The 24114-nt window shown below is 69.0% G+C and carries 28 protein-coding genes and 1 pseudogene; 5 read left to right on the top strand and 24 right to left on the bottom strand.

Annotation, left to right across the window (positions count from 1 at the left end; all coding sequences use genetic code 11):
- Nucleotides 1-61: 61 nt before the first annotated feature.
- Both JW792_RS14160 and JW792_RS14155 read left to right on the top strand, forming a co-directional pair.
- Nucleotides 62-310 carry a FitA-like ribbon-helix-helix domain-containing protein gene (locus tag JW792_RS14160; protein ID WP_135995147.1) on the top strand — a complete coding sequence of 83 codons (249 nt, stop codon included), beginning with the start codon at nt 62-64 and terminating at the stop codon, nt 308-310.
- Nucleotides 307-726: a PIN domain-containing protein gene (locus tag JW792_RS14155; RefSeq protein ID WP_135995148.1), complete on the top strand. Its 420-nt coding sequence runs from the start codon at nt 307-309 to the stop codon at nt 724-726. The genes JW792_RS14160 and JW792_RS14155 overlap by 4 nt, the downstream gene beginning before the upstream one ends.
- On the opposite strand, the gene JW792_RS14150 is transcribed toward JW792_RS14155, so the two are convergent.
- From JW792_RS14150 to JW792_RS14075, 16 genes are all read right to left on the bottom strand, one after another.
- Nucleotides 723-1325: a DUF2460 domain-containing protein gene (locus tag JW792_RS14150; protein ID WP_135995149.1), complete on the bottom strand. Its 603-nt coding sequence runs from the start codon at nt 1323-1325 to the stop codon at nt 723-725. The two genes, JW792_RS14155 and JW792_RS14150, sit on opposite strands and share 4 nt — an antisense overlap.
- Nucleotides 1326-1337: 12 nt before the next feature.
- A complete protein-coding gene (locus JW792_RS14145; RefSeq protein ID WP_135995150.1) occupies nt 1338-3821 on the bottom strand; it encodes a phage tail tape measure C-terminal domain-containing protein in 2484 nt (827 codons plus the stop codon).
- Nucleotides 3822-3839: 18 nt separating this feature from the next.
- Nucleotides 3840-3983 (bottom strand): DUF7697 family protein, encoded by a 144-nt coding sequence (locus JW792_RS14140; RefSeq protein WP_206340818.1) that lies wholly within the window; start codon nt 3981-3983, stop codon nt 3840-3842.
- A 98-nt stretch (nt 3984-4081) separates the two neighbouring features.
- Nucleotides 4082-4519, bottom strand: coding sequence for a hypothetical protein (locus JW792_RS14135; RefSeq protein WP_135995152.1), 438 nt, complete (start codon nt 4517-4519; stop codon nt 4082-4084).
- A gap of 11 nt (nt 4520-4530) precedes the next feature.
- Nucleotides 4531-5802, bottom strand: a complete 1272-nt coding sequence (locus tag JW792_RS14130; protein ID WP_135995153.1) for a phage tail tube protein — start codon at nt 5800-5802, stop codon at nt 4531-4533.
- A 24-nt stretch (nt 5803-5826) separates the two neighbouring features.
- Nucleotides 5827-6258, bottom strand: coding sequence for a hypothetical protein (locus tag JW792_RS14125; protein ID WP_206340817.1), 432 nt, complete (start codon nt 6256-6258; stop codon nt 5827-5829).
- Nucleotides 6258-6917 (bottom strand): DUF6441 family protein, encoded by a 660-nt coding sequence (locus JW792_RS14120; RefSeq protein WP_135995154.1) that lies wholly within the window; start codon nt 6915-6917, stop codon nt 6258-6260. Before JW792_RS14120 ends, JW792_RS14125 begins: the two co-directional genes overlap by 1 nt.
- The gene (locus JW792_RS14115; protein ID WP_135995155.1) at nt 6914-7228 is read right to left on the bottom strand and encodes a head-tail joining protein; all 315 of its coding nucleotides are present in this window, start codon (nt 7226-7228) and stop codon (nt 6914-6916) included. The genes JW792_RS14120 and JW792_RS14115 overlap by 4 nt, the downstream gene beginning before the upstream one ends.
- Nucleotides 7229-7230: 2 nt before the next feature.
- Entirely contained in the window at nt 7231-8253 is a 1023-nt protein-coding gene (locus tag JW792_RS14110; protein ID WP_135995156.1) for a major capsid protein, read from the bottom strand.
- A 116-nt stretch (nt 8254-8369) separates the two neighbouring features.
- The gene (locus JW792_RS14105) at nt 8370-8759 is read right to left on the bottom strand and encodes a head decoration protein (protein ID WP_135995157.1); all 390 of its coding nucleotides are present in this window, start codon (nt 8757-8759) and stop codon (nt 8370-8372) included.
- 11 nt (nt 8760-8770) lie between these two features.
- Nucleotides 8771-10129, bottom strand: a complete 1359-nt coding sequence (locus JW792_RS14100) for a S49 family peptidase (protein WP_135995158.1) — start codon at nt 10127-10129, stop codon at nt 8771-8773.
- Nucleotides 10130-10136: 7 nt separating this feature from the next.
- The gene (locus JW792_RS14095) at nt 10137-10475 is read right to left on the bottom strand and encodes a helix-turn-helix domain-containing protein (RefSeq protein WP_135995159.1); all 339 of its coding nucleotides are present in this window, start codon (nt 10473-10475) and stop codon (nt 10137-10139) included.
- Nucleotides 10472-11932: a phage portal protein gene (locus tag JW792_RS14090; protein WP_135995160.1), complete on the bottom strand. Its 1461-nt coding sequence runs from the start codon at nt 11930-11932 to the stop codon at nt 10472-10474. The genes JW792_RS14095 and JW792_RS14090 overlap by 4 nt, the downstream gene beginning before the upstream one ends.
- 3 nt (nt 11933-11935) lie before the next feature.
- The gene (locus JW792_RS14085) at nt 11936-12148 is read right to left on the bottom strand and encodes a phage head-tail joining protein (protein WP_041375667.1); all 213 of its coding nucleotides are present in this window, start codon (nt 12146-12148) and stop codon (nt 11936-11938) included.
- A 10-nt stretch (nt 12149-12158) separates the two neighbouring features.
- Nucleotides 12159-14135, bottom strand: coding sequence for a phage terminase large subunit family protein (locus JW792_RS14080; protein WP_135995161.1), 1977 nt, complete (start codon nt 14133-14135; stop codon nt 12159-12161).
- On the bottom strand, nt 14050-14619 hold the full coding sequence (locus tag JW792_RS14075; RefSeq protein WP_135995162.1) for a terminase small subunit, Nu1: 570 nt from the start codon (nt 14617-14619) through the stop codon (nt 14050-14052). The genes JW792_RS14080 and JW792_RS14075 overlap by 86 nt, the downstream gene beginning before the upstream one ends.
- A 147-nt stretch (nt 14620-14766) precedes the next feature.
- Between JW792_RS14075 and JW792_RS14070 the strand changes: the two genes are divergently transcribed.
- The 3 genes from JW792_RS14070 to JW792_RS14060 all read left to right on the top strand — a co-directional run bounded on the left by JW792_RS14070 (nt 14767) and on the right by JW792_RS14060 (nt 15886).
- Nucleotides 14767-14988: a hypothetical protein gene (locus JW792_RS14070; RefSeq protein ID WP_135995163.1), complete on the top strand. Its 222-nt coding sequence runs from the start codon at nt 14767-14769 to the stop codon at nt 14986-14988.
- A gap of 102 nt (nt 14989-15090) precedes the next feature.
- Nucleotides 15091-15636 (top strand): DUF3489 domain-containing protein, encoded by a 546-nt coding sequence (locus JW792_RS14065; protein WP_135995164.1) that lies wholly within the window; start codon nt 15091-15093, stop codon nt 15634-15636.
- Nucleotides 15637-15640: 4 nt separating this feature from the next.
- Nucleotides 15641-15886, top strand: coding sequence for a hypothetical protein (locus JW792_RS14060; RefSeq protein ID WP_135995165.1), 246 nt, complete (start codon nt 15641-15643; stop codon nt 15884-15886).
- Between the two features lie 52 nt (nt 15887-15938).
- Here the strand turns inward: JW792_RS14060 and JW792_RS14055 are convergent, their stop codons facing one another.
- The 8 genes and pseudogenes from JW792_RS14055 to JW792_RS14025 all read right to left on the bottom strand — a co-directional run bounded on the left by JW792_RS14055 (nt 15939) and on the right by JW792_RS14025 (nt 24105).
- The gene (locus tag JW792_RS14055) at nt 15939-16160 is read right to left on the bottom strand and encodes a DUF7220 family protein (protein WP_192900957.1); all 222 of its coding nucleotides are present in this window, start codon (nt 16158-16160) and stop codon (nt 15939-15941) included.
- The gene (locus JW792_RS14050; RefSeq protein ID WP_135995166.1) at nt 16157-17479 is read right to left on the bottom strand and encodes a DNA modification methylase; all 1323 of its coding nucleotides are present in this window, start codon (nt 17477-17479) and stop codon (nt 16157-16159) included. The genes JW792_RS14055 and JW792_RS14050 overlap by 4 nt, the downstream gene beginning before the upstream one ends.
- Before the next feature lie 439 nt (nt 17480-17918).
- On the bottom strand, nt 17919-18365 hold the full coding sequence (locus JW792_RS14045; RefSeq protein WP_135995167.1) for a DUF6362 family protein: 447 nt from the start codon (nt 18363-18365) through the stop codon (nt 17919-17921).
- Nucleotides 18358-18558, bottom strand: coding sequence for a hypothetical protein (locus JW792_RS14040; protein WP_107893137.1), 201 nt, complete (start codon nt 18556-18558; stop codon nt 18358-18360). The genes JW792_RS14045 and JW792_RS14040 overlap by 8 nt, the downstream gene beginning before the upstream one ends.
- 5 nt (nt 18559-18563) lie before the next feature.
- A pseudogene (locus JW792_RS17275) lies at nt 18564-19081 on the bottom strand (hypothetical protein).
- A 56-nt stretch (nt 19082-19137) separates the two neighbouring features.
- On the bottom strand, nt 19138-22059 hold the full coding sequence (locus tag JW792_RS14035) for a DUF7146 domain-containing protein (protein WP_135995168.1): 2922 nt from the start codon (nt 22057-22059) through the stop codon (nt 19138-19140).
- Nucleotides 22052-23335: an ATP-dependent DNA helicase gene (locus JW792_RS14030; protein WP_135995169.1), complete on the bottom strand. Its 1284-nt coding sequence runs from the start codon at nt 23333-23335 to the stop codon at nt 22052-22054. Before JW792_RS14030 ends, JW792_RS14035 begins: the two co-directional genes overlap by 8 nt.
- The gene (locus JW792_RS14025; RefSeq protein WP_135995170.1) at nt 23332-24105 is read right to left on the bottom strand and encodes a PD-(D/E)XK nuclease family protein; all 774 of its coding nucleotides are present in this window, start codon (nt 24103-24105) and stop codon (nt 23332-23334) included. Before JW792_RS14025 ends, JW792_RS14030 begins: the two co-directional genes overlap by 4 nt.
- Nucleotides 24106-24114 lie beyond the last annotated feature (9 nt).

Raw genomic sequence — 24114 nt, 5'->3', positions numbered from 1 at the left:
GGCTGGGGCTTGAAAAACACCAGCCAAATGCGATATCATGATATCAGTCATGGAGACCCCGATGGCGCAACTGGTGGTTCGCAACCTGGATGACGATGTGAAGGCGAAGCTTCAGCGGCGCGCACGTCGGCACGGCCGCAGCACCGAGGAAGAGGTGCGCGACATCCTGCGCAGCGCAGTGCGCGAGGACGGGGCGCCTCTGCCCCCGCTCGGGTCCAGACTGCGCGCGCGTTTCGCTCGAATCGGACTCGATGAGGATATTCCCGAGCTGCGCGGTCAGCAGGCCACGCCAGCCGAGTTCAGTTCTTGATCCTGCTCGACACCAACGTCCTCTCGGCCCTGATGCGCCGTGAGGCTGATCCGGCCGTCGTCGCGTGGCTCGACGCGCAGCCGCCGGAATCGATCTGGACGACAGCGATCACCGTCTTCGAGATCCGGTTCGGCCTCGGGATTCTGGCCAAGGGACGCAAGCGAAGAGCCCTGGAAGAGGCTTTCGCCAGCGCTCTCGACCAAGACTTCGACGGTCGGGTTCTGGCGTTCGATCAGGCAGCAGCCGATGCGGCCGCCGCGATCGCCGCCCGCCAGCGCCAAGCCGGGCGTCCGGTCGATATTCGCGACGTCCAAATCGCCGGCATCGCCGCCGCGCGCAAAGCCGCGCTCGCCACACGCAACACCCGTCACTTCGAGGGAACAGGGATTAAGCTGATCGATCCCTGGGTGAGTTAGGGCCGGATCTCGAGGATGATGATCTGCCCCCAGCTGCCGAGCTGGTAGGTCTCGATGGTGATGTCCATCTGGTCGCTGTCGAAGCGCGCCGGCACGTCGAACTCGAAGTCCGCTGTCACCTGCACGCCGGCGGCGGGGGCGACGGTGAAGGTGACGAGACCGGTCGCCGTGTTCACGGTCCAGCCCGAGGTCGCCTCGACGCCGTCGCGGTAGACCTTCACCGTGCCGGCGACGGGCTTGGTGATGACGCGCGTCTCGATCTCGCCGCCGCTGGGATAATGCTTGACCAGCTGGAAGGTCTTGGTCGTGCCATCGCCGACCCCGACGACCTGCGCGAAGGCCTGGAAGTCGGTCCAGTCCTTGAAGCGGAACCCGTAGGCGCGGCCCTTCCGCGCGCGGAAGAAGGCGATCAGGGCCGCCACCTGCTCGCGCTTCTTGAGGCCGTGCGCGACGTTCCAGCGCCCACGCGCCTGCGCCCAGTTCGCATTGCGCCGCTCGTGGCCCGAGACCGTGGTGACCACCGTGGTCGAGTAGCCCGGGCCGCCCGAGGCGCCGTAGGAGATGTCGGGCGGGAACCGCACCTCGTGAAATCCGCTCATGCTCGCGACCCGTCAAAGATTGCGCCGTGCCCGCTCGATGGCGCGAGCGGCGTCGGCCGCGATCTGGCCCTGGGCGTACCGGAAGCTGTTGGCATCCGGCGTCGAGATGTTCATCACCACGCTGACCGGCGGACGGGTGTCGCGGGCCGAGCCCATGGCGGCGACCTGGGCGCGAGAGAGGACCATCTCGCCGCGCTGCAGGATGGCCGGCACCTCGTCCGGACGGAGCCCCGCCATGCCGCCCCGGTGCATGCGGGGAGCCTCGGCGAAGGCATAGGCCGGGACGAGGCGCTGGGGTGCGGGAGCTCCGACCATCCCGCCGGCATGGAAGATGCCCGACAGGATGCCGCCGCCACTGCCGAACAGGCCGCCGAGGAGGCCGCCTCCGCCGGCCAGCGCGTTGGCGAGCGGGCCGAGGATCGCCGAGCGCACGGCGATCCGCGTGATGTCGGCAAGGATGCTATCGGCGAGCGCCTTGAAGTCGAGCTTGCCGGTGGTGACGAACTTGGCGATCGCGTCCTCGGCGCTGCGGAAGGCGCCGACCAGCGCATTGCCGAGGCCCTTGCCCCACTCCATCGCTTCGCTGGCGTAGCGCGCGAGCTCATCCCTGACCGCCGCCCATCCGGTCGCCGCCTGGTCCGCTGCATCCTTGATCGCCTTGCCTGCCTCCCGGCTGGCCGCAGCGGCCCGGCCGGCAGACCCCGCGCCGCGGGTAGCGCCTCCGGCGTCCTCGCCAGCCCCGCTGATCGCGTCGAAGGCGGTGTCGAGGCGCTCGGTAGCGGTCGCGGCATTGTCGATCTCGTCCGTGGCGCCCGTCATCGCTTCGCGAAGCGCTGCGACGGAGGCGAGCGGCGCGCCAGCCAGCTCACTCAGCGCATCCGCTGTGGCGCGGGCATTCTCGGCCGCGCGGCGGGCATCGTCGGCGAACTCGGTGAGTCCGAGATCGGGGACCCGAAAGGCCTCGGTCTCGAAGGCGGCGGCAAAGGCATCGCGTGCCGCTTCCCCCGCGCGCTCGGCCGCGCCCGCGAACTGGTTCTCGATCCGGCCGAGATTGATGTCCGGAACGAGCCTGATCTCAGTCTCGATGCCGATCGCTGAAAGCGCGGCGCTGATCCCCTGCACCAGGCCGTTGATGCCGCGCGTGGCGCCGTTCAGCATCCACTCGACGGCGGCGATCAGCGCATTGGCCGCCCGGATGGCAAAGTCGCCGATCGCTGCCGGCAGGCGGCTCCAGATTGCCACCATGGCGCCGAAGGCGCCCTGGAAGGTGTTGACGGCCCGGTTGCCGAAGCCGACCACGGCCACGAGCGCACCCTGCAAGGCATCCGCCACGCCCGCCTGGATGCCGAGCCAGGCAGCGGCGACCCGACCCTTGAGAACCTCGGCGAGCAGGCCGATCCGGTCCCACACTTCACGCGCCACATCGCCCAGCAGATTGAGCGCCGCGCCAAAGCTGCCGGTCGCCTGCACCAGCCGCCCGAACTGATAGATCAGCTCGCCCGCCGCCACCACCAGCGCACCGATGCCGGTGCGGATGATCGCGCCGCGCAGGAAAACCAGCGCGGTGGCGAGACCACGCACCGAGACGGCCGCTACCACCATGCTGGCGACGAAGCGCCCGGCCATCAGCCCGACGAAGGCGGCGGCGATCGAGGCAAGCCGCCCTAGATTGTCGAACAGCAGCTTGATTGCCTGTCCGAGCGGGCCTGTGGTGCGCGCCATCGCGGCGAGCGCATCGGCGACGGCTTCGAGGGCCGGCGCGGCCGCCACGGCCAGCTGGTTGGAGATCCCGCGCCAGATCAGCCCGAGCCGCGACAGCGCGTCGTTGGTACGCTCGATCTGGGCCGCGTCCTGCTGCGACACGACGACCCCGAAGTCCCGCACGTCCTGCGTCGCCGTCCGGAGCGTCGCCGTGTCGATGCGCGAGAAGGTGAGCGCGGCCCGGTCGCCGAAGAGCTTGGAGGCGACCGCCGCACGCTCGGCTTCAGGCACGTAAAGCGCCAGAGCGTCCTGGATCGCGGCGATGCGCTGATCGAGAGGCAGCCGCTGCAGTTCCTCGGCCGTGAGCCGCAGGCGCTGCAGCGCCTCGACCGCCGGCCCGGTTCCCGCTGCTGCCTGGCTGAGACGCCGGGTCAGCTGGATCGTCGCCTGCTCGATCTCGCCCATGGAGACGCCGGCGAGGTCACCGGCGCGCTCCAGGACCTGGATGCTTTCGACCGTGGTGCCGAGCGAGGCGGCGAGCTTGGCCTGGGCATCGATGACCTGGAGACCCGAGCGGATCATCGCCGCAGCGGTGGCGGCGAACGCGGCCGCGGCAGCGGCAGCGGCGATCTGCAGCCGGCGATAGAAGGCGGCGACGCGGCTGTTCGCGGCATCCATCTCGCGCGACAGGCGCCGCATGCTGCTCTCGCCCGTCTCGCCGATGCCCTGCAGCTCGGCGCGCACCTCACGGCCGCCGACGACGGCAAGGCGCACGGAGACGCGCTTCTCAGCCATTATCGTTCCCTGTTGTGCTCACGCGCTCCCCGCCTCTTGCTGTTCAGCTCTGATCTGGGCGTTGAGGCCGCGCACCATCGTTCCCTCGATCTCGGGGAGGAGCTCCGCACAGACCAATGGGTTGATCCCCAAAGCCTCGGCCACCGCGAGCGCTGCGGTCATGTCGAGCCCGAGGATTGCGCCGGGGATGACGCGCAGCTGGCCCGTGAGCCGCAGAGCCAGATCCCAGACCTGCCAGCCCTCAACCGTGATGGGCCGGTTCAGGACGGCTGGGCACTCGCTGCAGACGCCCCGGCAGGATCGGCAGTACTGGTCGCCCCCGCTGAAGTGCCACTCGGCGAGGGCGCGGAGGCGTTTTTTTCCGCTTCCAGGAGCAGGCCCTTCGAGACGTAGCGCAGCTGGAAGGCCTCGAAGAGCGGCAGGATGTCGAGCAGCGCATCGATCCCCTCCGGCGTGACCGGCACGGGGTTGCCCTCGGCGTCGCCGACGCCCTCCCAGTCCTCGACCACGAGCCGCGCCAGCGCCTTGGCCATGGCGACGGCGATGGTCTCGTTCGACGCCCCCTCCGGCAGACTCGTTACGGTCGGATCGCTGCGCGCGGCCGCCATGAGTGCGGTGGTCAGTGGCCCCACGCGCAGGCGCACGCCGTGGCCGAGATCGAGCCAGCGCGGCTCGCGGGAGAGATCGAGGCGGATCATGGGTTGTGTCCTCACGTGTAGCTGGTGACGTCGTTCAGGAGATGGGCGCGCAGCATCGTGCCTTCGCTGTCGTCGAAGGCGGCGCGCCAGTCGAAGCTCGCCTCCACCCCGCCGGGGCCGGAGACGGCGTATTTGGGCTTGGGCAGGAAGACCCGCGGCAGCTCGAAGCGGAGCGCATAGCCTTCCGGGAAGGTGAAGCCGTATTCCAGAGCGACAGGATCGCCATTGGCGGCCTCAGCCACGAGCGTGGCGCCGTCGAAGCGCACCGACATCGAGCCCTCGGCGGACGCGAAGGTGGGATCGGCCGCCTCGATCTTGCCGTCCTCGCGGATCACCCGCACCCGCTCCAGATTGTTCGAGAAGGTAAGGCTGCCGCCGGTGACGCCGGCGAGCGCCGACCCGCCACGCCGGATGAAGCCGCGTCCCTGGCTGAACCGGCGCAGCGAGTAGGCATCCGGGCTCGCATCGATCGTGGCGGCGAATTTCTCTTCGCCCTGCGCCACGAGCTGCAGGCGGGCGTTCGCCGGACCTTCCTGGCCCATCTCGAAGTTGAGGCTCTCCATCACCGTGCCGAGGTGGCGGAAGAAGACCGGGGTCACCAGCTTCGGGTGGCCGATCTCGATCGTGTAGCTCGGGATGTCGTCGGCGCCGCTCTCCCAGACATGGGCGTAGCCGCCGCCGGTCAGAGCCGGGCCCGATGTCGTCGCCGCCGATGCGGCGAGCGTGAAGGCGTTGCCCGACGGGCCCGCGGTGTCGAACTCGATGACCAGCGTCTGGGTGCTCGCGGGCCGCGAATAGGTGCACTTCGAGACCTCGGCATCGCCCGAGCCGTTGAGGTCGGCGACCAGCTGATCGACGGTCTGCGTCACCGTCGCCTGGATCTCCGTCTCGTTGCCCGAGGCCGGGCCCGAGACGAACGTCCAGACCGTACCGTTCAAGGTGATCGTGTCGCCCGCCGTGGGATTGACGGCGAAGACGATCGAGCCGCTGGCGCTCGCGGGCGTGGTCACCGGGTCTCCGAACAGGCCCGTCAGCCAGAAGCCCGTTCCACGAAGGTCGAGCGGAATGTCGAGCTGGCCCTCGTCGGTGATGAGGCCGCGATAGGGATCCTGCGCGTTGCGACCGCGTCCGAGCAGCGGGTCATCCCCGAGCGGCTGGGCCGAGGAGAGATCGGTCGATTTGAAATCGAGGCTTTGATAGCCGGTGAGTGGCGCGACCCCGTAGCTTGCCTCCCGGCACGCCTTGAGGGTGGCGTCCGCGCCATAGGCGCGCACCTTGGGCATGGATAACTCCTTGAGCTGGAAGCGTCAGTGGATGAGCGGATCGCTCACCAGGTACTCGACCGTGACCACGAGCCGGGCGGTGAGGACAGGAGCGCCGCCCTCGATGGCGAGCGCGCCGGTCTCGGGTGCAGACGGCGTCAGGTTCTCCGCGAGGCCGCCGAGCGTCTCGTCGACACGCAGGGCGGCCCCGATCGCACCAAGCAGCTGATCGAGCGCCGCTTCGCCGCCGCCGCTTGGATCTCGCGGCACATAGACTTCGAGCTCGACCCGGTGCACGTAGAACTCGGTGCGCGGGTTGAACGTCACATCCGGCTCGCCGGGATCGCCGTCGCGCAGAATGACGAGCCCCTCCGCCGGCGCCTTCTCGGGCAGCACCTCATTGCGGCGTACCCTTGCTGAGAGAGCGGTGTCGAGCGTCGCAACGAGCGCTGCGAGAATGTCTTCACGGCGGGACATCAGCGGCTCCCTCCATCGCCGGAAAACCAGCTGCGGACGACGAGACCCGGCAGGCGCTCCTGCCAGCGGAGCGCGGCGCCCGCGACGTCGAGCCGTTTCCGGAAGGTGACCTGGGGCGCCAGGATGAATATCGGCACGGTCACCAGCCCGCGTCCGCTGCGCAGGGCTGCGGCGCTCGCACGGGCAAACCCGCCGCGCTTGCCGGTGCGCGCGCGCATGTTGTCGGCCACGAGCAACGAGGGCGCATGGCGCCGATAGACGAAGCGCAGGCGTTGCCCCGTGCGCCGCTCCCAGCCGCCCGGCGTGATCTTCCGGCCGCCATCGCCGTACCGGCCAGCGGCCGCCGTCGGGATCGCGAGAAAGAAGCCGTTTTTCGAGCGAATGGTCGCGCCGTCCTCGTAGATGCGGATGATGCCCGGCGCCTTGGACCAGACGAGACCCGCCGCCCGGATGCTGTTCCGCCCCTTGGGGAAGATCTCGGCGCGCCACGTCCGCGCGAGCCGGGCACCGAGTCCGGCGCTCGTGACCTGCGCTCTCAGCTCGTTCTTGAGCCCGTCGACCGCCTCCCGAACACCGGCTGTTGCGGCTCGCTCGGCGGCCTTGATCTCCTCCGCCATGATGCGGCCGAGGTCGCCGATGATCTCAGCCGACAGCTTCATGCTTGCCTCAGCTCCGCCGTCCAGACGAGCCTTTCGCCGTCGCGCACCGGCTCGCCCTGCACCACGAAGGTCTCGCCGCCGATCTCGAAGACGTCGTCCTCAGCGAGCTCCAGCACCTCGACCGTGCGCACCTCGATCACGGTGGCGGCGGCGAGCAGGCGCGTCTCGCCGAAGCTGCCGATGCCGTCCGGCTGGCGCAGGACGATCCGCACCGGCACGGGCGCGCCCGTGCCGCCCGGCCGCCAGACAGCATCCCGCGCAAGATTGGGATCGGCGAAGAGGTCGTCGATCGCCTCCGCAAAGACGCTCATGCTCAGTTGCTGGAGAAGATGCGCACCGCGAGCCGCGGACGCTTGTTGACCGGCAGGATCGAAGCCTCGGTCTTGACCTCGATGGCGCTGCCGTCGGGTCGGGCAATCTGCCGCGCGTAGATCGGAAGTCCAACCGTGTTGACCGTCTCGATCAGGTTGGCGGGCGCGCCGTAGGTGACGAAGGTGTCGAGGGTGCCGAGCGGGAAGGCGATTCCCTCGCCGGCCAGGATCAGGGTCTCGGTCGCCCCGGTCGAAAGCGTCACGGTGGCGTTGTACTCCTCGAAGACGATGCCGGCGAAGGGAAAGCGCCGGCGGGTGTCCTCGCGCAGCGGCTGCGCCCCGGTCGAGGAATAGTACTTGTAGGCCTCTTCGACCTTGGCGTGGCCGATCAGCTTGTCGAAGAACTCAGGGCTGACGAGCGCCAGCACGCCGGTCATGGTCTCGCCCTTGAGCTCGGTCTCCACCTTGCGCAGCACCTCGCGCACCTTGGCTTGGACGTTGGTGCCGGCGGTGCCGAGCACGAAGTCCGTTTCGAGCTGCGTGAGGCCGAACTCGGTGAAGTAGTTGTAGAGCGTGGCGCCGGCGCCGTCCTTGACGATGCCGCGGAGCGCGTTGACCTCCATATACTCGCGGGTCTGGGCGTGCTTGACCCGCATGCGGGTGAGCTTTCGCTCCATGACGGTGGCGAGCGGGTCCGCGGCGTCGGCGACGCCGAAGCCGCGCACGCCCTGAATGTCCTGGGGCGTGATCACGTCGTCGTGCGGGATCCACGGCACCGTGAAGGAGCGCATGGAGCGCGTGTCGCGATTGGCGACGGTGGCGGGACCGCCGAGCGGCACGGTGGGCAGCAGGTTGAGGACGCCCTCTGCCTGCTCGATGACGACGGAGCGCTGGGTGACGCCCTCGAAGCGGAACAGGCCCATCTGCCCGAGCCGGGTGTAGACGTTGGGCAGGATGTTGATGGCCTGGGTCATCTCGGCGAGCGAGTAGCCGCCCGCGTCGAACGGGTTGATCATGGCGACCATGGGGTCGGGTCTCCTTGGGCTGGAACGGGCATGAAAAAGCTTGCCCCGGCGAAGGCCGGGGGCCCCGAAGCGGATGCCTCGGAGCCGTTGACGGATCGGGATCTGACGGGCGTGGATCAGGCGGTGTCGCGCGGCACGATGCCGGCGGCGCTGAGCTCGGCGTGCTTGGCGGCCGTCTTGGCCGCGTCATCGACGGAGGCGTCGAAGACGAGCGCCGCCTTGGACACGATCGCGGGCCCGCGGGCGACCACGAGTCCGGTCCTGTCGCCGGCCGTGGCGTCGACCGCTTCGATCAGAACGGCCGTCGCGACCTCCGCACCCTCATCTCCGACGACCTCGGCGTCCGGCGACAGGCGGTACTTGCCCGAGGCGGTGATCTTTCCGAGCACGGAGCCGAGCGCGTAGCTCGTTCCCGCCTTGAGCGTGACGGTCTCGCGGGAGTAGCTCGCATTGAGCTCGTACTTGAGTAGATCGCCCAGCGTGGGCGGCATGGTCAGCACAGGCATGGGTCACCCCCTCATGCGTTGCGGTTGGCGGATGCGGCGCGTTCACGGGCGCGGCGGACGATGGGGCTGTCGCCAGGGCTAAGCGCCTGTGGCGCCGCGGCGACCACGGCGCTCGCTTCGGCGCGCTGGCTGAGGGCATCGAGCACCGAGCGACGCAGCGCCTCCGGGCTGATCCCCTTGGCCATGGCGTCCGCCGCATCGATGGCGACGCCGAGACGGCCGGCCTGCGCCGCGATGGCGGCGATCTCGACGTACTCGGCGCGCAGCCGCTCGACTGCGGCGTCGGCCGGCGGCACAGGGGAACCCGGCGCGGAGACGGGAGCCGCCGGGGCCGAGGCCGGCGTCTGGTTGTCCTCTGCTTCGGCTTCGGCATGTTCGGCGTCGAGCGCACCCGTGTCGATGTTGGCGGCGTCCTCGTTGGCCGCTTCTGTATCGGTATCGGTGGTCATGTCGAGCTTGCTCCTTGGAGGTTGAACGGCAGGGGGGCGCCGCTGGGCGCCCGCCATCGCCGAGGCGAGACCCCGGTTTCGGACGGGCCGATCCAGCGCCGCGGCGAGGTCGGCGAGTGCCTGGTCCACGTTGCCCAGGCGGTCCGCGAAACCGATGTCGATCCCGCGCTGGCCGCGATAGATGGCGGCTTGCGTCGCGCGCACCGCGTCCGGGCTCATGTTCCGGTTGCGCGAAATGAGCGCGACGAGCTCGTCATGGAGCGCATCGACATCGGCCTGGATGTCGGCGAAGGCGCCTGGCGACAGCGGCTCGTGCGGATTGCCGTCGACCTTCTTTTGGCCGGCGTGGATGAGCGTCCACTTGAGGCCGGCCATCGCGTCGGCGGCGCTCTCGTCGACATGGATCGCTACGACGCCGACCGAGCCGACCTCCGCGGTGCGGGTCACAAAGAGCCGGTCCGCGACGCTCGCGATGGCGAAGCCGGCCGACAGCGCGCCCTCGTGCGCCACCGCCCAGAGCGGCTTGCTTGCTTCGTCGCGCATGGCGGCGAGACGGTCGACCAGATCGAACAGCCCGCCGACCTCGCCGCCGGGCGAGTCCAGCTCAAGCAGCACGGCGCGGGCCGAGGGCTCCGCGAAGGCCGCCGCGACGGCGCCGCCGATCGCACCATAGTCGCTGGCGCCGAAGAGCGCCGACAGCCAGTCGCCCCGGCTCACCAGAGGCCCGAGCACCGGCACCACGGCGATGCCGCTGTCGGTCACCGTGAAGCCGCGCGCCGGATCGGCGTCGCGGATGACCGGCATGATCGCAGATCGCACATCGATGGACAGATCGGCGGCGAGCAGCCCGTCGAGCGCGCGCGGCGCAATCGCCAAGGGCCGGCCGCCGAGCCGGGTGAGCAGCGAGTGAGATGCGGTCATGAAAGCCTCAGGCGCGCAAACAGGAGCGAACATCACGGGTGATGGCGATAAGATCGATCGCAACCTCGACATCTGCCTTCCGGGCGCAGACAATCTCTTGTCCTGCGGTCTGATACGGGGACGCGCCGATCAGCTCGACCGCTCGCGATATCGGCAGGCCGGCTGTCTGCAAGCGCGTGATCGCGGCCAGGTGGATGGCATCGCGCAGCGTGAAATCGCGAGCCACGCCGGATCGTGTTCCTCGGATCGGCTTGAACTGGCCTCGCTCGATCCACTGATGCAGGCGCGCCGGACTGATTCTTGCCGCAGCACAGACCTCGGCAATTGTGAAAGTGCGTTCCGTCATGAGTGTGGCCCCTCTTGAGTCGGATCACCGTCCGACGGATCTGCGATCACGCCCGTGGCGCTGCCGAAGGAGAGGCCAAACTGACGCTCTCGCGCACGGTCCGCAGCAATCTCCGCATCGACCTGATCGGCGTCATAGCCGCGCTCGGCGAGCGCCTGCGTCCGGCTCTTCAGCCCCGCCTCGATCTGTTCGATCTCGGCGCGGGCGTCCTTCAGCGGATCGACCCAGTCCCATTTCGGCGGCAGCCACGAGCATGCGATGTAGTCGCGGCGGCGCGCCTCGTAATCGGGAAGGTCGAGAGCGCCCGCCATGACCGCCGTATCCATCCAGCGCGCCCAGACGCGCCGACAGACCTGCCAGACCATGACCGAGTGCTGGTAGGCCTCGATGCGGCGGCGAAACTCGAGGAGCGCGAGCCGCGAGTTCGAGTAGTTCGCCTTCAGCATGTCGTTCGACAGATACGCATACGGAATGCCGAGCGCCGCCGAGACCTGCAGCAGCGTGCGGTATTGGAACGGTTCGTAGGTCTGGCCGACATCGGCAGGCGCCGAGGTCTGCACCTCCTCGCCAGGCTCCAGCATGACGATCTGGCCGGGCTGCAGGTCCATGGTGCGCTCGCCCGCCTCGTCGCTCTCGGCGATATCGAACGGCTCCGCCGGCGCCGGCGTGGTGATGAAGAGCGCGTGCATCGCCGCGACCTTCTTCCGGTCGAGCTCCGCATCATCGTACTGATCGAGCAGGAACAGCTTCACGATGCCCGGCGCGAAGCGGGAGATCCCGCGCAACTGCCCCGCATCGACCGGATCAATGACGTGGATGATCTCGGACGCCGGCACCCGCACCGTCTCGCCTACCAGCCCTGGGTCGGTGATGTCGCCCGGATGGCGGCGGAGAAAATGGTAGGCGACGCGCCGACCGATCCGATCGAACTCGATGCCCTGGCGGATGACGTTGCCGCCGGGAAGCGGCTCATTGCGCGTGAGCGGCAGCATCTCCGACGGGATCATCTGCAGCTGCAGCGGCACCATGAGCCCGTCCTCGGGCCGGCGCGGACGGAAGCGAAAGAACACCTCGCCGGCGATGAACACCTCGCGCGCGGCGCGTCGCTGCTGGCCATAGAAGTCGGTGAACCCCTCCGCGTCGCTGTCGTCGGTCCAGTCGAGCCAGAGCCGCTGGACGCGCGCCTTGAGATCGGCATCGGCGATCAGCGACGACGGCTTGATCCCATCGCCGACGACATTGCCGGCCCAGCTCTCGATCGCATTCGCCGCATAGCCGTTGTTGCGCACGAGCCAGCGGGCGCGCGCGGTGATGTCGGCGCCGGCGGCCGCGATCAGCGTGTTGAGATGCGCCCGGCTCGGCTGGAAGTGCCGCAGTCTTCGGCTTCCCTGTCCCGCTTCAAAGCCGCCCACCAGTGCGCCGATGCGGCGGCGCCACCGTGTGATCGATTCCAGCACGGGTCAGAGCCCCTTGCTTGCCGTCGTGCGAACGATGCGACGGCGCGCGCCGGTTTGCTCCTCGGCGATCCGCCGTTCGAGGTCGCCGAGGGCGGCCGCCATTTCGGCATCGCTCGCATAGGTGATGCGGCGCCCCTCGACCTCGACGGTGCGCACGCCGCGCCATCGGGCTGCGAGCAGCGCATCGCGGCGCGCGATCATGTCCTCAAGCGTCATGGTCTTGGTCTCAACTCAGATAGCTGGGCGTGAACACCCGTCGGCCGCGCCGGGCTGGCGCTCGTCGCACCAGACCCGCGGAGGCGATCTCTGGCGCGCCGGGGTGAGAATCCGTGGTCTCTGGCGCCGCTGTGTTGCTCGGATCGAACGAGCCGACCTGGCGTTCGAGATCGCGCCATTTCTCCTCGCCCCAGCGGTCGGCGCCGGCGATCCAGGCGGCGGCTCGGGCGTAGACCCGGCAATCCAGCGCCTCGTTGCGTTCGCGCAGCTTCTGCCATTCGAGCCGCTGAAATCCGCGCCTGGTCTTCACCGTCACCAGCTGCTCGGCGACGAACTGCTTGCACCACTCGCTGTCGGCCCAAGCTGGCAAGTGGATGGTACCTGCGGGGAAGCGCGCGCCTCCGGCACGCTCCTCGTCGGTCGGCCGTTCGAGCCGGAGGTAGCGATAGGTCTCGGCCTTGAAAGTCGACACCGCGACCGACCACAGACGCGCGCCGCGCCGCAGTCGCTTGCCGCCGGCAGTCGCATCGACATAAGTCGGGCCGGAGACCGGGCTCGCCCGATTGAAACCCTCGACACCCTTGACCGGCGCCACTTGCGCGAAGCCGGCGCGCCGGGCCCAGCCATAGACCGACGGCGCCTCGAAACCGGTGTCAATCGCGAGGCGCGACAGGCCCATCGCCACCCCAGAGGCGTGCGGCCAGTTGCGGCCCAAGAGACCGTCCAGCGCGGACCATGCGGCGGCATGTTCGGGGCCGCCCTCGATGACAATGTGGTCGACGAGCCAGCTCTCCAGCCCGCGCCCCCAGGCCCAGACGTCGACCTCGATGCGATCCTTCTGGACGTCGGCGCCGGCCGTGAGGAACAAGCCGCCCATCGGTACCGTGCCGGCCGGCCAGCTCTCCCTGCGATCGTAGAGCCGCTGCCAGTCCGGCGCTTCGCCCGTCTCGACCCACGTTTCGCCCAGCGAGGTGTTGACGAAGGTCTTCATCGCCTCGTCGCCGTGATCCTTCGCTGACAGAAAGGTGCGCACCATGGCTTCCAGGCGGACCCAGGAGGAGTAGACCTCGTTCAGGTGAAAGCCGGCGATGCCGTCGAACGGGGCCTCGGCCCGCCATTCGCCCCTGCGCACGGCCGCCCAGCGTTCGGCGTCGCTCCAATGCGCGCCGCACTGGCGGCATTGGTAGCGCGCGGTCTCCGGCCGGTGGGCGCCGTCCGCTTCGCGATCCCAGCGAACCTGCTCCCAGACCAGCGTCTGATGCTCGCCGCATTCCGGGCACGGCACGAAGAAGCGGCGCCTGTCGCTTTCGGCATAGGCGGTCTCGATCCGGCTCGCGCCACGGATGGTCGGCGTCGAGACCAGCACGATCTTGCGGTTCCAGAAGGTGACGGTGCGCTTCTTCGCCAGATTGACCGGATCGCCCTCGGCGCCGGCGCTGAACGGATAGCGGTCGACCTCGTCGCACAGGAGGATGCGGATCGGCCGGCTGGCCAAGCCCGACGGCGCATTCGCGCCGACGATGGTCAGATGCCCGCCGGGAAACTTCTTGTGCAGGATCTTGTTCGACCCGTCCCGCGACTTCGGATCCGAGATGCGCCCATGCAGACAGGGCGTATCGCGCGCCATCGGCGAGAAACGGTCCTTCGACCAGGTCTCCGCATCGCGTTCCGTCGGCATCACCACCATCACCGGCGCCGGGTCCTGGTCGATGTGGAATGCAACGGTATTGAGCAGCACCTCCGTCTTGCCGGTCTGGCTCGACGACATCACGACGACGCTTTCGACCGCCGGATCGGAGATCGCGTCCATGATGCCGCGCTGGTAGATGGCCCGCTCCGTGCGCCAGCGGCCGGGCTCGGCGCTGGCTTCGGAACTCAGGCGGCGCTTGCCGTCGGCCCACTCACTGATCGTTAGGGTCGGCGGCGGCGCCAGGATCGTCAGCGCCTTGCGCGTCGCCTGCGCCAGCCGCGCCGGCCCCTTCAGCATCAACGGCGATGGCCGGGAGGCTGGCGAGTTCCGCGAGCGCTTCGGTGATCGCGTCGCGGATCTGCGCGCGCGTGCCGGCAATGGTGGACTCCTCATGGACCAGCGGCGCCAGCCTGTCGGGCAGGACCAGCAGACGCGCGCGCAGGCGGGCCAGCACGGCGATCCACGCCTCCTCGACCTGAGCGGCCGGCAAGAGGTCGCCGCGCCGGACAGCTGCGTCCATTTCGGCGAGATCGGCCTTGGCCTTGATCAGCCGGGCGCGCTCGACACCGAAATCGGCGGCGCCCGTCTGCGACCGCGTCGCCAGCTCGCGCAGGTAGCGCACATAGCCGCGCACCGTGCCGACGAGATCGTAGCGCCCGCGCTCGGGGCCGTTGCGGACCGACGCCGGGATGATCCCGTCGCGCGCCAGCTGCTGGACCCGCCTTTCGGTCAGGTCCAGGAGCCGAGCGATGACCGCGATCGGTTGGGTATTGGTCGCCATGAACGGGGGCCGCTCCCGGGCAAGATCAGGTCATGTCGGGAGCCCCGCCATCACTGCAGAAAAAGCAATGAAATGATGCACTTATCGACTTGATGAGGGTGCCGATCAGAGCCTGTATGGGGTCACCATCAAGCGCTGGAGACCGCCATGACCAAGTCCCGAAACACCGCTTCCGCACTCGACGCTTTCATCGCCAAGAAGGCGGAGATCGACGCGATGCTGGAGCGCATCAAGGTGCTGAGCGACGACCATTTCGACACCAACCCCGACGAGATCAATTGGGGCCATGTCGGAACCCTCGCGCACTACGCCGAGCTCCTGAAGCGCATCACCGATGCAGCCTTCAAGGAGGGCGAGCACGCCGATTAGGCGCACCACTTCCCGCCTTCGCCCCGATGGGCTCGCCCTCGGGGCTCGGGGCAGTAGAAGGTCCGCGATGGTCGCGAGCCTCTCCTGAAGAAGGGTTGCCCCATGACCAAACTCTCCGACACACAGACGATCGTCCTCAGCGCCGCCGCGCAGCGCGCGAACATGCTGGCGCTACCGCTCCCGAAGAACCTCAAGGGCGGCGCCGCGCAGAAGGTGATCGCTTCGCTCATCAAGCAGGGCCTGCTCGAAGAGATCGATGCCGACACGCGTATCGGCGAACACATCTGGCGCGAGACCGGCGACGGCCACGGCGTCACACTCGCGATAACCGAGCACGGGCTCGCCGCCATCGGCATCGAGCCGGAGGCCTCGCGCGACGCTGCGGAGCCGACGCAAAGCGATCACGCTGCCGTCAAGACGCCAACGAAGCCAAATGCCCGCGAAGGCAGCAAGCAGGCCCAGCTGATCGCCATGCTGCAGGGCGCCGACGGAGCAACCGTCGCCGAGATCGCCGCCGCATTCGGGTGGCAGCCGCACACCGTGCGTGGCGCCATCGCCGGGGCGCTCAAGAAGAAGCTCGGGCTCGATGTGACCTCCGAGAAGGTCGACGGACGCGGTCGGGTCTACCGCCTCAGCCGGGAGGGCTGAGGCTATGGCGAGGATCACCATCCACGACCGTCTCGTCGCCGCCCTGCAGCACCGAGGCGAAGCGATCATCGCTGATGCACGCTCGACCCGCTACACGGTCCTCACGCGAACGCGCCGGGAAACCGGCGAGCGGGTCGGCTTCTATTTTGTCGGCCGTGCCGGCGCGCTCCGGGCCGGCCGCACCGTTGGCGAGAGCCGGCCGGTGGGCGCCGACTTCCGGGCGAAGCTGCTCGGAACGCCCACCCGCTGACACGCCGTCCTCACCGAGCCGCCGCTGCCCGCCATGGGCGGCGGCGTTTCGCTTATGCAGTCCAAGAGCGCATCCTCTCGAACATGCGCCGCACGGCATAGCTGCGCGGCACGGATACCAGCGTGAACAGAGCGCCGATCAACAGATTGTCACACAGGGACACCTGCAGATCGAACAGCGGGAAGACCGTGATCTGGGTCAGCACGGCCACGCCGTAACCGATCGCGACATTGCTCAACGCCTCGATCAGGGACATTCGGCGCGACTGCATCATGCGGCGTCCTGATCGCTGTCATGAGCGCCGACGCGCTCGGTCTTCACCTCGTCGAAGCTGCGATTCTCGCCGTCCAGCCTTGCCGATTTCCCCGTGAAAGCCTGCCAGCGGTTGACGATCACGTCACAAAAGGTCTCGGAGAGTTCAAGCCCGAAGACGCGTCTCCCCGTCCGCTCGCCTGCGATGAGTTGCGAGCCCGAGCCGGAGAACGGCTCGTAGCAAATCTCACCCGGCACCGTGTGCAGTTCCATCGGCAACGTGAACACGCGCACCGGTTTCGAGGTCGGGTGCTCACGCGTCTCGATCTCGCTCGACGGGATGGACCACACCGTCGTCGGCCAGTTCTCGAAGCCTTCGCGGTTGACGCGCGGCTTGTTGCCCGAGCGCCAGCCGAACAGGCACGGCTCGTGCGCCCACAGCATGATCGAGCGCGTGAGCACCGGACGGCTCTTGGCCCAGATGATCTGCTGGTGATGCAGCACGTCGAACTTCGACCAGCAGGCTTCCAGCATCGCCTGGCGCCGCGAGGCATGCCAGCAATACCAAGCCGCGTCCTCCTTGATGGCGCAGTCGATGGCGACCTGCATGAACGCTTCATAGAACTGCGGCCCCTGGGATGAATCGTCCCAGTGCTTCTGTTCGATGTAGTCGTCTGACCAGTCCTTGTTCGCGATCTTCTTGGCGCGGGCGGACGCGTTCTTCTTCGTCGGATGGTTGGTGCCGTCATAGTCGACGAGGTAGGGCGGATCGGTCGCGAACAGCGCGGCGCGTTCGCCGTTCATCAGTCGGGTGACGTCCTCGGCCGAGGTCGAGTCTCCGCAGAGCAGGCGGTGGCCCCCGAGGATCCAGAGATCGCCGCGGCGGGTGACGGGCGTGGCGGGCGGCTCAGGAACCTCGTCTTCGTCCACCAGCCCCTCGACGGGCGCCTCGGCCAGGAGACGGGCCAGTTCGTCGTCCTCGAAACCGGTCAGCGCCAGGTCGAACTCGTCGAGCTTCAGATCGGCCAGTTCAAGCTTGAGCAGCTCGTCGTCCCAGCTCGCATTCTGATGCGAGCGGTTGTCCATCAGCCGGTAGGCGCGCAGCTGCGCCGGCGTCAGGCCATGGGCGACATGCACCGGCACGCTCGTCATGCCGAGGCGCTTGGCCGCCTCGTAGCGGGTGTGGCCGACCACGATCACCATGTCCTCGTCGACGACGATCGGCTGTCGCCAGCCGAACTCGGCCAGCGAGGCGGCGACCGTGGCGACAGCCTCCTCGTTGCGGCGCGGGTTGCGCGCATAGGGCACAAGCTTGTCGATCGGCGTTTCGACGACGTCCATGGTCGGTCCGGTGCGATGATGGGTGAAGGATCTGATCCGGCGGTCGCGAAAGCCCGCCGTTGTGCTGTGTCGGCGAAACGGGTCCCGCTTCGCCGATGCGCTCGAAACGAAACGCCCCCGACCGGCGGCTTCGCCATCGCCGGGGTCAGCAGACGCCTAAGTGTTTGGATTCACGAGCGCGACGATGCGGGCGAAACGAAATGGCCTATTTCGGCGCCGTCACTGGGCAAGCATCGCGCCAAGCCCGCCAGCATACATAGTCGCCAGGAAGGAACCATTGAATTCAATGGGTTGGCGGCATGGACCCCGGCTGGACCCCTCGGTGGACCCCGGAAGCCAGCGGCTGCGGTGTCCCGCGCGCGCCTCTCCCGAGTATGCCGTCTTTGTAGCTCTATTCGCCGATCTTGTAAGGCGCTGCGATGTACACCGGAAAATTGTCTCAAAGGATGATTTTTCTTGACAGCCGATCTGCGTTTTCAATGACGAACTGCTGCGAGCGCCGCCGGGACGGAACGCGACCGTTCAGACGCCAGACGATGATGGCGATGCCGTATTGCCAGCGCTTCGTCGCCGCGGTGCGCGACAGCCCGAACTGCCAGCAGATCGGCTTCCAGGGCTTCCGGTTCGCCCGCAGCCACACGATCTGCGCGTCGTCCTTCTCGAGCCAGCGCAGCCACAGCATCGCCTCCTCGGCCTCCGTGATCTGGCGCGGGCTCGGCCGGGGCCGGCGCATCTGCGGCTCCTGGCCGACCTGATCGGCAAAGCTGTGGAAGTATTCGGGCCATGCGTTGAAGTAGCTCTGTGGCTTCACGGCGGGCATCTGCGCGAAGACGTCGGCGGCGAGTTCCAGGCGGTCCTGCACCTGTGCGGTGGTCCAGTCAGTCATGGCGCACCTCCCGGACCGCGGGCGGCTTGCCGTAGAGCTTGTCCCCGAGCTGACGGATCAACTCCCGCTCCGGCCAGGTGAGCCGCTGGTCGTCCAGCGAGACCGCCAGCATCCGCTGCTCGTGCCATCCCTCGCGCTTGACCTGCTCCGGGTCGCGGCGGCGCCCGCCATAGCCCTTGGGCGTGTAGCGCATCCTGCTCATGCCACGCCTCCCGCCGTCTCGATCGCCCAGAACAGGATGCGATGGCATCCGCCACGTTGTCGTCGACAGGGCTGAAGCCGCGGGCGCGGGCCGCCGCGATCATCGCCTCCTTCGGGGCGTTGCCCTTGCCGGTGGCGTGCCGCTTGATCGTGCCGACCGGGACGCCCTGATAGGGCACGCCAGCCGTCTCGGCCCATGCGGTCAGCGTGGCGAGGAGGCCGCCGAACACATGCGCCGCGTCCGTCCCGACATGCCGGCGCACCTCCTCGAAGTGGATCGCGCCGATGGGCCCGGCATCCGCAGCCAGCCGCTCCAGCCAGGCGCGGAAGCGGACATAGCGCATGCCGCCGCCGTCGTAGCGGCTCGGCCGGAACGACACCGCGCCGCTTGTGATCAGCCCGTCCGCGGCGCGGAGCGCCCAGCCGGTGGTCGTGCCTAGATCGAGGGCTAGAAGGACCGGCGTGCCGCCCGAAGGCGCGATCGCGGGAGACGGGTTTAGAGATGCATGGGCCATCGGGGGCTCCTTTCCTGTCTGCTGCTCGATGAAGGGATGGGGACGGCGCGCGGGGCTCATCGGTCGAGCTCCCGCAGCCAATCGGGGCGCGGTGAGGCCTGTGAGCCTGCCGCGGGAGGCTCACATTGAGGCTCACACCCGCAACCCGTTGAAACAGCGTCGCTTTGTGAGCCTTGTGAGGGTTGTGAACCTTTTCCGGCATCTCCTTTCGTGCGCACGCGCGTGCACGCACGCGTAAGGGTGGAAAAAGGTTCACAAGGCTCACATTTCAGTTTGGCATCAAGGACTTGCGCGTGTGAGCCTTCGTTTTCGAGGCTCACACCACCGGCCCGAGGCTCACACGGATCGGCGCCGCGACGGGCCGCAGCCGAGGGTCTTTCTTCCTCGGTCACCTTCAGCTGCCACTTCGTGGCGCGCCGGTAGGTGCCGGCTTTCACCAGCCGGACGCGGAGATCGCCGAGGCGGAACACCCGGTCCCGCATGCGCCCGATCGACATTCCGAAGCTGGTCTTGCGGGCCTGCTCGTTGGCGCCGCTCATCGGCGGTGGCGGATCGCAGAAGAGCGCGATGTCGTAGACCTCGGCGGCCGTCACCTCTGCCGTGCCGAACCTGTCCCACCAGGCCCCGATGAAGGCGTTCCAGGCGGCGCCCTCGCTGTCGGAGGACTCCATCATCTCCTCGAGATTGCCGAGGAAACCGGGGATGCCCGCCACCTCGAGCACGCCGCCGAGCACGTGCGCCCAGTTCTCGAAGGAGCCGATGCTGCGCCCGCCGCGCGGGCGGCCGGCGGCGATCCACGCCTGGCAGAGCGTCAGGCAGGCCGCGACCAGCCGCGCCCGGTTTGCGCGCACCCAGCTCATCAGGTCGGGGTGGCGGAAGTCCGAGCGCTGCCAGGGGCGGTCGGTGTGCGGATCGAGGCGGATGCGCACGAGGCGACGGGCCATCTCGTTGGAGAACTCCGGGTTGTTGCCGGTGGCGATCCAGAGACAGCGGATCGGCAGCCGCGCCATCTCGGAGTGGCCGAGGATGCGGTCCTCCCAGAAGGGCGCCGTGAGCGCAGCGGCGAGGGCCGAGCTGTCGAGCGTGGCCCGGAGGTTGTCGATCAGCACGATGGAGGGGATCTGGCGGAGCTTCGCGGTCACGCGCTTGCGCCATTCCTCGTCGTCGCGCCCCTCGGTCATGACGCTGGCGCCCGCGCCGGTCAGGATCCCGGTGATCGCATCGACCATCAGCGTCGCGCCGGTGCCGGGTGCCGGCTTCTCGATCAGATGCAGCGGCGTCGGACCGTCGATCATCCCGCGCAGGAAGCCCAGCAACAGGAGCGCCACGACATGGGCGCGCTCGGCGTCGCCGGTGAAGGGGAAGTCCCCGAGCAGGTCCTCGCAGATCATCGAGCGCGCCGCCGCGATTTCGGCCGTTGTGGGCCTTGCGGGAATGTCCGGCACGACGAAGCGCGGCGCAGGGACGTAGAGGAGCCGCGCGTCGGGATGATAGCCGGGCGTGGTGAGCAACGTGCCGTTCCGCCCGAAGAGCGGCGTGTTCACGATGCCGGTCAGCACGGGCAGCGCGGGATCGGGCGTGGCGAGGACCGACTTGACCACCGGCAAGGGCGGCGGCGCCGGGATCGGCTCGCCCTTGGCGTTCACGCGCACCCAGCGGGCCAGCCGCGCCAGCATGTGGCGGAGCTTCTCCTCGTTGAGCGCGGTGGCGACGGGCCGGCCCTCGTCGTCGGGGACGACCCATGTGGGTTGACCGGCCAGGCGGAAGAGCCAGGGGCAGCGGTTCGAGGCCATGAGCAGGCTCCAGACCTGCTCGTTCGCGCGCGCCAGATCGCCCTCGTCGGCGCGCAGCGTCGGGATCGTGTCGCCCGAGCCCTGATAGTTGAGCGGCCGGTGCTGCCCGATCTGCATCACCGCCTCCGCCTCGACGACCGACTCCGCGGCGGCGATGACGCGCGCCACGGCCGCGGGGCCGTCGCTCAGCAGCAGGTCGTTGAAGTCCTGGCCCTCCTCGGGCGGCACGGCGATGGCGACGTCGCGCCCCTGTGCGCGCAGCCGCCGTGCAGCGGCATCCGCGGCGCGCAGGCCGGCGCCCGAGGCGTCGTTATCGGCGAGAATCACGATGCGGCGGGCGGCCGGCGGCAGCTCGACCTGTTCGAGGCCGGAAGTCGAGAGCGTGGCCCAGACCGCCAGATCGGGACAGGCGGTCATGGCCGCGAGGCCGGTCTCGATCCCTTCCGACAGCGCAAGCCTGTCGCCGTCGCCGAGGGGCGCGAGCCGCACGGCGCCGCCGGCGACGCGGCCGAGCATCTTCCTGGCCTTGTCGAGCGGCGCCTTGCGGATGCTGCCGTCGGGATCTGCCGCGAGCCAGGTGCGGTGCAGCCCGATGACATCGCCGTTCCGGTCACGCACCTGAGCCACGAGGGCCGGATAGCCCGACTTCGTCTCGAAATGCGCCAGGTCGGGATGGAAGAGCAGATCGGCCTCGGCGGGGACAGCGAGGCCGCGGGCTGCGAGGTAGTCCGCAGCCGGCGTCCCCGCGATCGGCTGGGCCGAGGACAGGATGTGCGCGATCTCTCGGGTGGCATCGCGCTTCGGCGTCGGCGGCGTCGCTGGCGCCCGCCGCTCCGGTGCGCCCGGGGTGACGCCGGCGATCTCGGCAGCGCGCTCGATCAGGGCGCGGCCATCCAGCCCGGTCGCTTCCTCGATCGCGCTGATCGGCCCGCCGCCGTGGTTGCCGTCGAAGTCGATCCAGTCGCCGGCATGCGGTCCGCGCAGCGTGATGACGCAGGAGCCGGTGTTCCGCGGCGCATCGCCCCGGATGTTGGCGAGGCGCCACTCGTCGCCGGAGCGGCGGCCGCGCGGGAAGAGGTCGGGGACCCAGTGCTGGGCAGTCTCGCGCAGGCGCTCGACGATCAGGTCGAGATCGTAGCGCGGCGCCTCGGTTGCGGGCGGGAGGGCGTCGTTGAGATCAAGCAAGGATCACCAGCCCCCGCTCGGCCCGCGTGATCGCGGTGTAGAGCCAGCGGTTCCTGTCGGCCGCCGAGCGACCGAAGCCATCGTCGAAGACGACCACGTTCTCCCATTGCGAACCCTGCGCCTTGTGGCAGGTGATCGCGTAGCCCCAGCTGCTCTCGATGAGACCGCGCTTGATCTGCCATTCACGGCGCCCGCGCTCGGGGTCGTAGGCGACGTGATCGGCATACTCGCCGCGCCAGAAGCTCTGCCGCCCGGCGATGGTCTCGCCGTCCTCGGTCTCGACCATCGCGCTGAAGGCGAAGGCGTCGTCGGGGTCCTGGCGCACATCGCTGAGCGTCAGGAACATGCCGTTGATCAGCCCGAGATCGTGGCGGTTCTTCAGGCAGATGATCTTCTCGCCGCAGCCGGTCGGATAATCGGCCTCGAACCCCGCCGCGCGCTTCATGACGGTGTTCAGCCAGCGCCGCGTCGCGTTCGTCCCGCAGAGCACCTGGCCGCCGCGCAGCATCTGCGCCGGGCCGATCTCGTGGCGCGACATCTTCCAGACGTGGTCGTCATGCGCGCCCATGGGGATCGGCGCGCCCTGCCGCGCCAGCGTCGCGAGCCGCAGGATGGCGCTGTCCTCGGCCTGCCGGTGTACCTCGGTCAGCATCACGTCGGGCGCAGCCTCGGTGAAGAACCCGGCGCCCTTCACCGGCGGCAACTGCCCCGGATCGCCCAGCACGAGGATCGGCTTGCCGAAGGCCAGGAGGTCGCGCCCCAGGTCCTCGCCCACCATGGACACCTCGTCGAGGACGAGGAGGTCCGCGTCGCGCAGGATCGACTGCTCGTTGATCAGGAACTTCGGCTGGTGGATGTCCTCGAGCCGCATCTCCAGCTGGGCAATCCGCGTCATGGCGAAATCGCGCTCGGCCGGCCCCATGCGCGGCAGCTCGCGACGCAGCCCCGCCAGGTCCTCGGTCACCCTTTCGATCTCCTCGGGCGTCGCCTCGGAGACGCGGTAGATCAGGCTGTGGATCGTCTGCGCGGGCGTGCCCTTGCGCGTCATGACGAGCGCGGCCTTGCCCGTGAAGGCGCCGAAGAGCACGCCGCCCGGGGCGCCGGGGGCCATCGGCGCCAGCCCCAGCGCCTCGATCGCCTGCGCGGTGGTTGTTGTCTTTCCGGTGCCGGCATAGCCGAACACCCGGAACACCTGCTGCTCGTGGCGGCGGGTCTCGTACCAGTCGCGGATGGCCGCGATGGCGCGGCTCTGCATCTCGGAAAGCGTGACGGTCATGCCCGGTCCTCCCAGCAACGCGCCGAAAACGGGCAGAACCGGCAGAGGTAGAAGTCGGGGCTAGTCGCGATCCGCGGCAGCAGCTCGCCCGCATCCGAGGCGCGCAGCACGGCCACCGCTTTGTCGGAAAGCTCCTGCGCGGCCGCAGGCTCGAAGGGGACGTGCTCGTGGTAGAGTTCGCAGCTGTCCTTGTTCAGCGCGGTGAAGAGCGCCGAGCCGAGGCCCATGTAGGCCATGTAGATCTGCATCTGCCCGAAATAGACGGGCTTGGAGAGCCGCACGCCCTTCTTCGCCGTGTCCGACCAGGAGGACGCCTTCAGCGCCTTGTACTCCCAGAGCACCGGCCACGCGAGCCCCACCTCCGGGCCGCCGACGATCACCCCGTCGACATGGCCGCGGATCCGGCCGCCCGCGGTCTCGAAGCCGAACTGGCCGCCCTCGCGGGTCTGGGTGCGCAGGTCGAACCCGGCGAGCCGCAGCCAGCGGATGGCGAGATCCTCGAAGACATGCCCGGCGGCGAAGATGCGCAGGCTCCGCCCCTCGAGTTCCTTGCCGGGATCGGGCGGGGTGTGGGTCACCTCGTAGACGAGGCGGCGCGCGCAGGGCTCGCCGATCCGGCTGGCGCCGAGATAGTCGCGGAGCCGCTGGCCAGCGCGCTCGGCCACGAGGGCGTGATCGAGAAGCGTGTTGATCCGGGCGCCGAGCGGCGACGGGGCATCGGCGGCGCGGCCGTAGATGAAGCCGGAGCGGTGGTTGAGATCGACCAGCATCCGCACCTC

This window comes from Marinicauda algicola (assembly GCF_017161425.1).
GTDB classification, from domain to species: domain Bacteria; phylum Pseudomonadota; class Alphaproteobacteria; order Caulobacterales; family Maricaulaceae; genus Marinicauda; species Marinicauda algicola.
The sequence above is the reverse complement of the archived record's forward strand: the minus strand, read 5'-3'. Positions and strand labels throughout refer to the sequence as shown.

What these genes read in the sequence shown, in the direction of transcription:
- JW792_RS14075 (WP_135995162.1), bottom strand. Translation starts at nt 14,619, where the DNA reads ATGGCGACCAATACCCAACCGATCGCGGTCATCGCTCGGCTCCTGGAC.
- JW792_RS14140 (WP_206340818.1), bottom strand. Translation starts at nt 3,983, where the DNA reads ATGACCGCAGCGCTCGCGGTGGCCGAGGCTTTGGGGATCAACCCATTG.
- JW792_RS14125 (WP_206340817.1), bottom strand. Translation starts at nt 6,258, where the DNA reads ATGTCCCGCCGTGAAGACATTCTCGCAGCGCTCGTTGCGACGCTCGAC.
- JW792_RS14060 (WP_135995165.1), top strand. Translation starts at nt 15,641, where the DNA reads ATGGCGAGGATCACCATCCACGACCGTCTCGTCGCCGCCCTGCAGCAC.
- JW792_RS14050 (WP_135995166.1), bottom strand. Translation starts at nt 17,479, where the DNA reads ATGGACGTCGTCGAAACGCCGATCGACAAGCTTGTGCCCTATGCGCGC.
- JW792_RS14130 (WP_135995153.1), bottom strand. Translation starts at nt 5,802, where the DNA reads ATGCCCAAGGTGCGCGCCTATGGCGCGGACGCCACCCTCAAGGCGTGC.
- JW792_RS14150 (WP_135995149.1), bottom strand. Translation starts at nt 1,325, where the DNA reads ATGAGCGGATTTCACGAGGTGCGGTTCCCGCCCGACATCTCCTACGGC.
- JW792_RS14055 (WP_192900957.1), bottom strand. Translation starts at nt 16,160, where the DNA reads ATGATGCAGTCGCGCCGAATGTCCCTGATCGAGGCGTTGAGCAATGTC.
- JW792_RS14095 (WP_135995159.1), bottom strand. Translation starts at nt 10,475, where the DNA reads ATGACGGAACGCACTTTCACAATTGCCGAGGTCTGTGCTGCGGCAAGA.
- JW792_RS14145 (WP_135995150.1), bottom strand. Translation starts at nt 3,821, where the DNA reads ATGGCTGAGAAGCGCGTCTCCGTGCGCCTTGCCGTCGTCGGCGGCCGT.
- JW792_RS14160 (WP_135995147.1), top strand. Translation starts at nt 62, where the DNA reads ATGGCGCAACTGGTGGTTCGCAACCTGGATGACGATGTGAAGGCGAAG.
- JW792_RS14030 (WP_135995169.1), bottom strand. Translation starts at nt 23,335, where the DNA reads ATGACCGTCACGCTTTCCGAGATGCAGAGCCGCGCCATCGCGGCCATC.
- JW792_RS14065 (WP_135995164.1), top strand. Translation starts at nt 15,091, where the DNA reads ATGACCAAACTCTCCGACACACAGACGATCGTCCTCAGCGCCGCCGCG.
- JW792_RS14040 (WP_107893137.1), bottom strand. Translation starts at nt 18,558, where the DNA reads ATGCGCTACACGCCCAAGGGCTATGGCGGGCGCCGCCGCGACCCGGAG.
- JW792_RS14115 (WP_135995155.1), bottom strand. Translation starts at nt 7,228, where the DNA reads ATGAGCGTCTTTGCGGAGGCGATCGACGACCTCTTCGCCGATCCCAAT.
- JW792_RS14070 (WP_135995163.1), top strand. Translation starts at nt 14,767, where the DNA reads ATGACCAAGTCCCGAAACACCGCTTCCGCACTCGACGCTTTCATCGCC.
- JW792_RS14100 (WP_135995158.1), bottom strand. Translation starts at nt 10,129, where the DNA reads ATGACCGCATCTCACTCGCTGCTCACCCGGCTCGGCGGCCGGCCCTTG.
- JW792_RS14110 (WP_135995156.1), bottom strand. Translation starts at nt 8,253, where the DNA reads ATGGTCGCCATGATCAACCCGTTCGACGCGGGCGGCTACTCGCTCGCC.
- JW792_RS14025 (WP_135995170.1), bottom strand. Translation starts at nt 24,105, where the DNA reads ATGCTGGTCGATCTCAACCACCGCTCCGGCTTCATCTACGGCCGCGCC.
- JW792_RS14135 (WP_135995152.1), bottom strand. Translation starts at nt 4,519, where the DNA reads ATGATCCGCCTCGATCTCTCCCGCGAGCCGCGCTGGCTCGATCTCGGC.
- JW792_RS14120 (WP_135995154.1), bottom strand. Translation starts at nt 6,917, where the DNA reads ATGAAGCTGTCGGCTGAGATCATCGGCGACCTCGGCCGCATCATGGCG.
- JW792_RS14105 (WP_135995157.1), bottom strand. Translation starts at nt 8,759, where the DNA reads ATGCCTGTGCTGACCATGCCGCCCACGCTGGGCGATCTACTCAAGTAC.
- JW792_RS14080 (WP_135995161.1), bottom strand. Translation starts at nt 14,135, where the DNA reads ATGCTGAAGGGGCCGGCGCGGCTGGCGCAGGCGACGCGCAAGGCGCTG.
- JW792_RS14085 (WP_041375667.1), bottom strand. Translation starts at nt 12,148, where the DNA reads ATGACGCTTGAGGACATGATCGCGCGCCGCGATGCGCTGCTCGCAGCC.
- JW792_RS14045 (WP_135995167.1), bottom strand. Translation starts at nt 18,365, where the DNA reads ATGACTGACTGGACCACCGCACAGGTGCAGGACCGCCTGGAACTCGCC.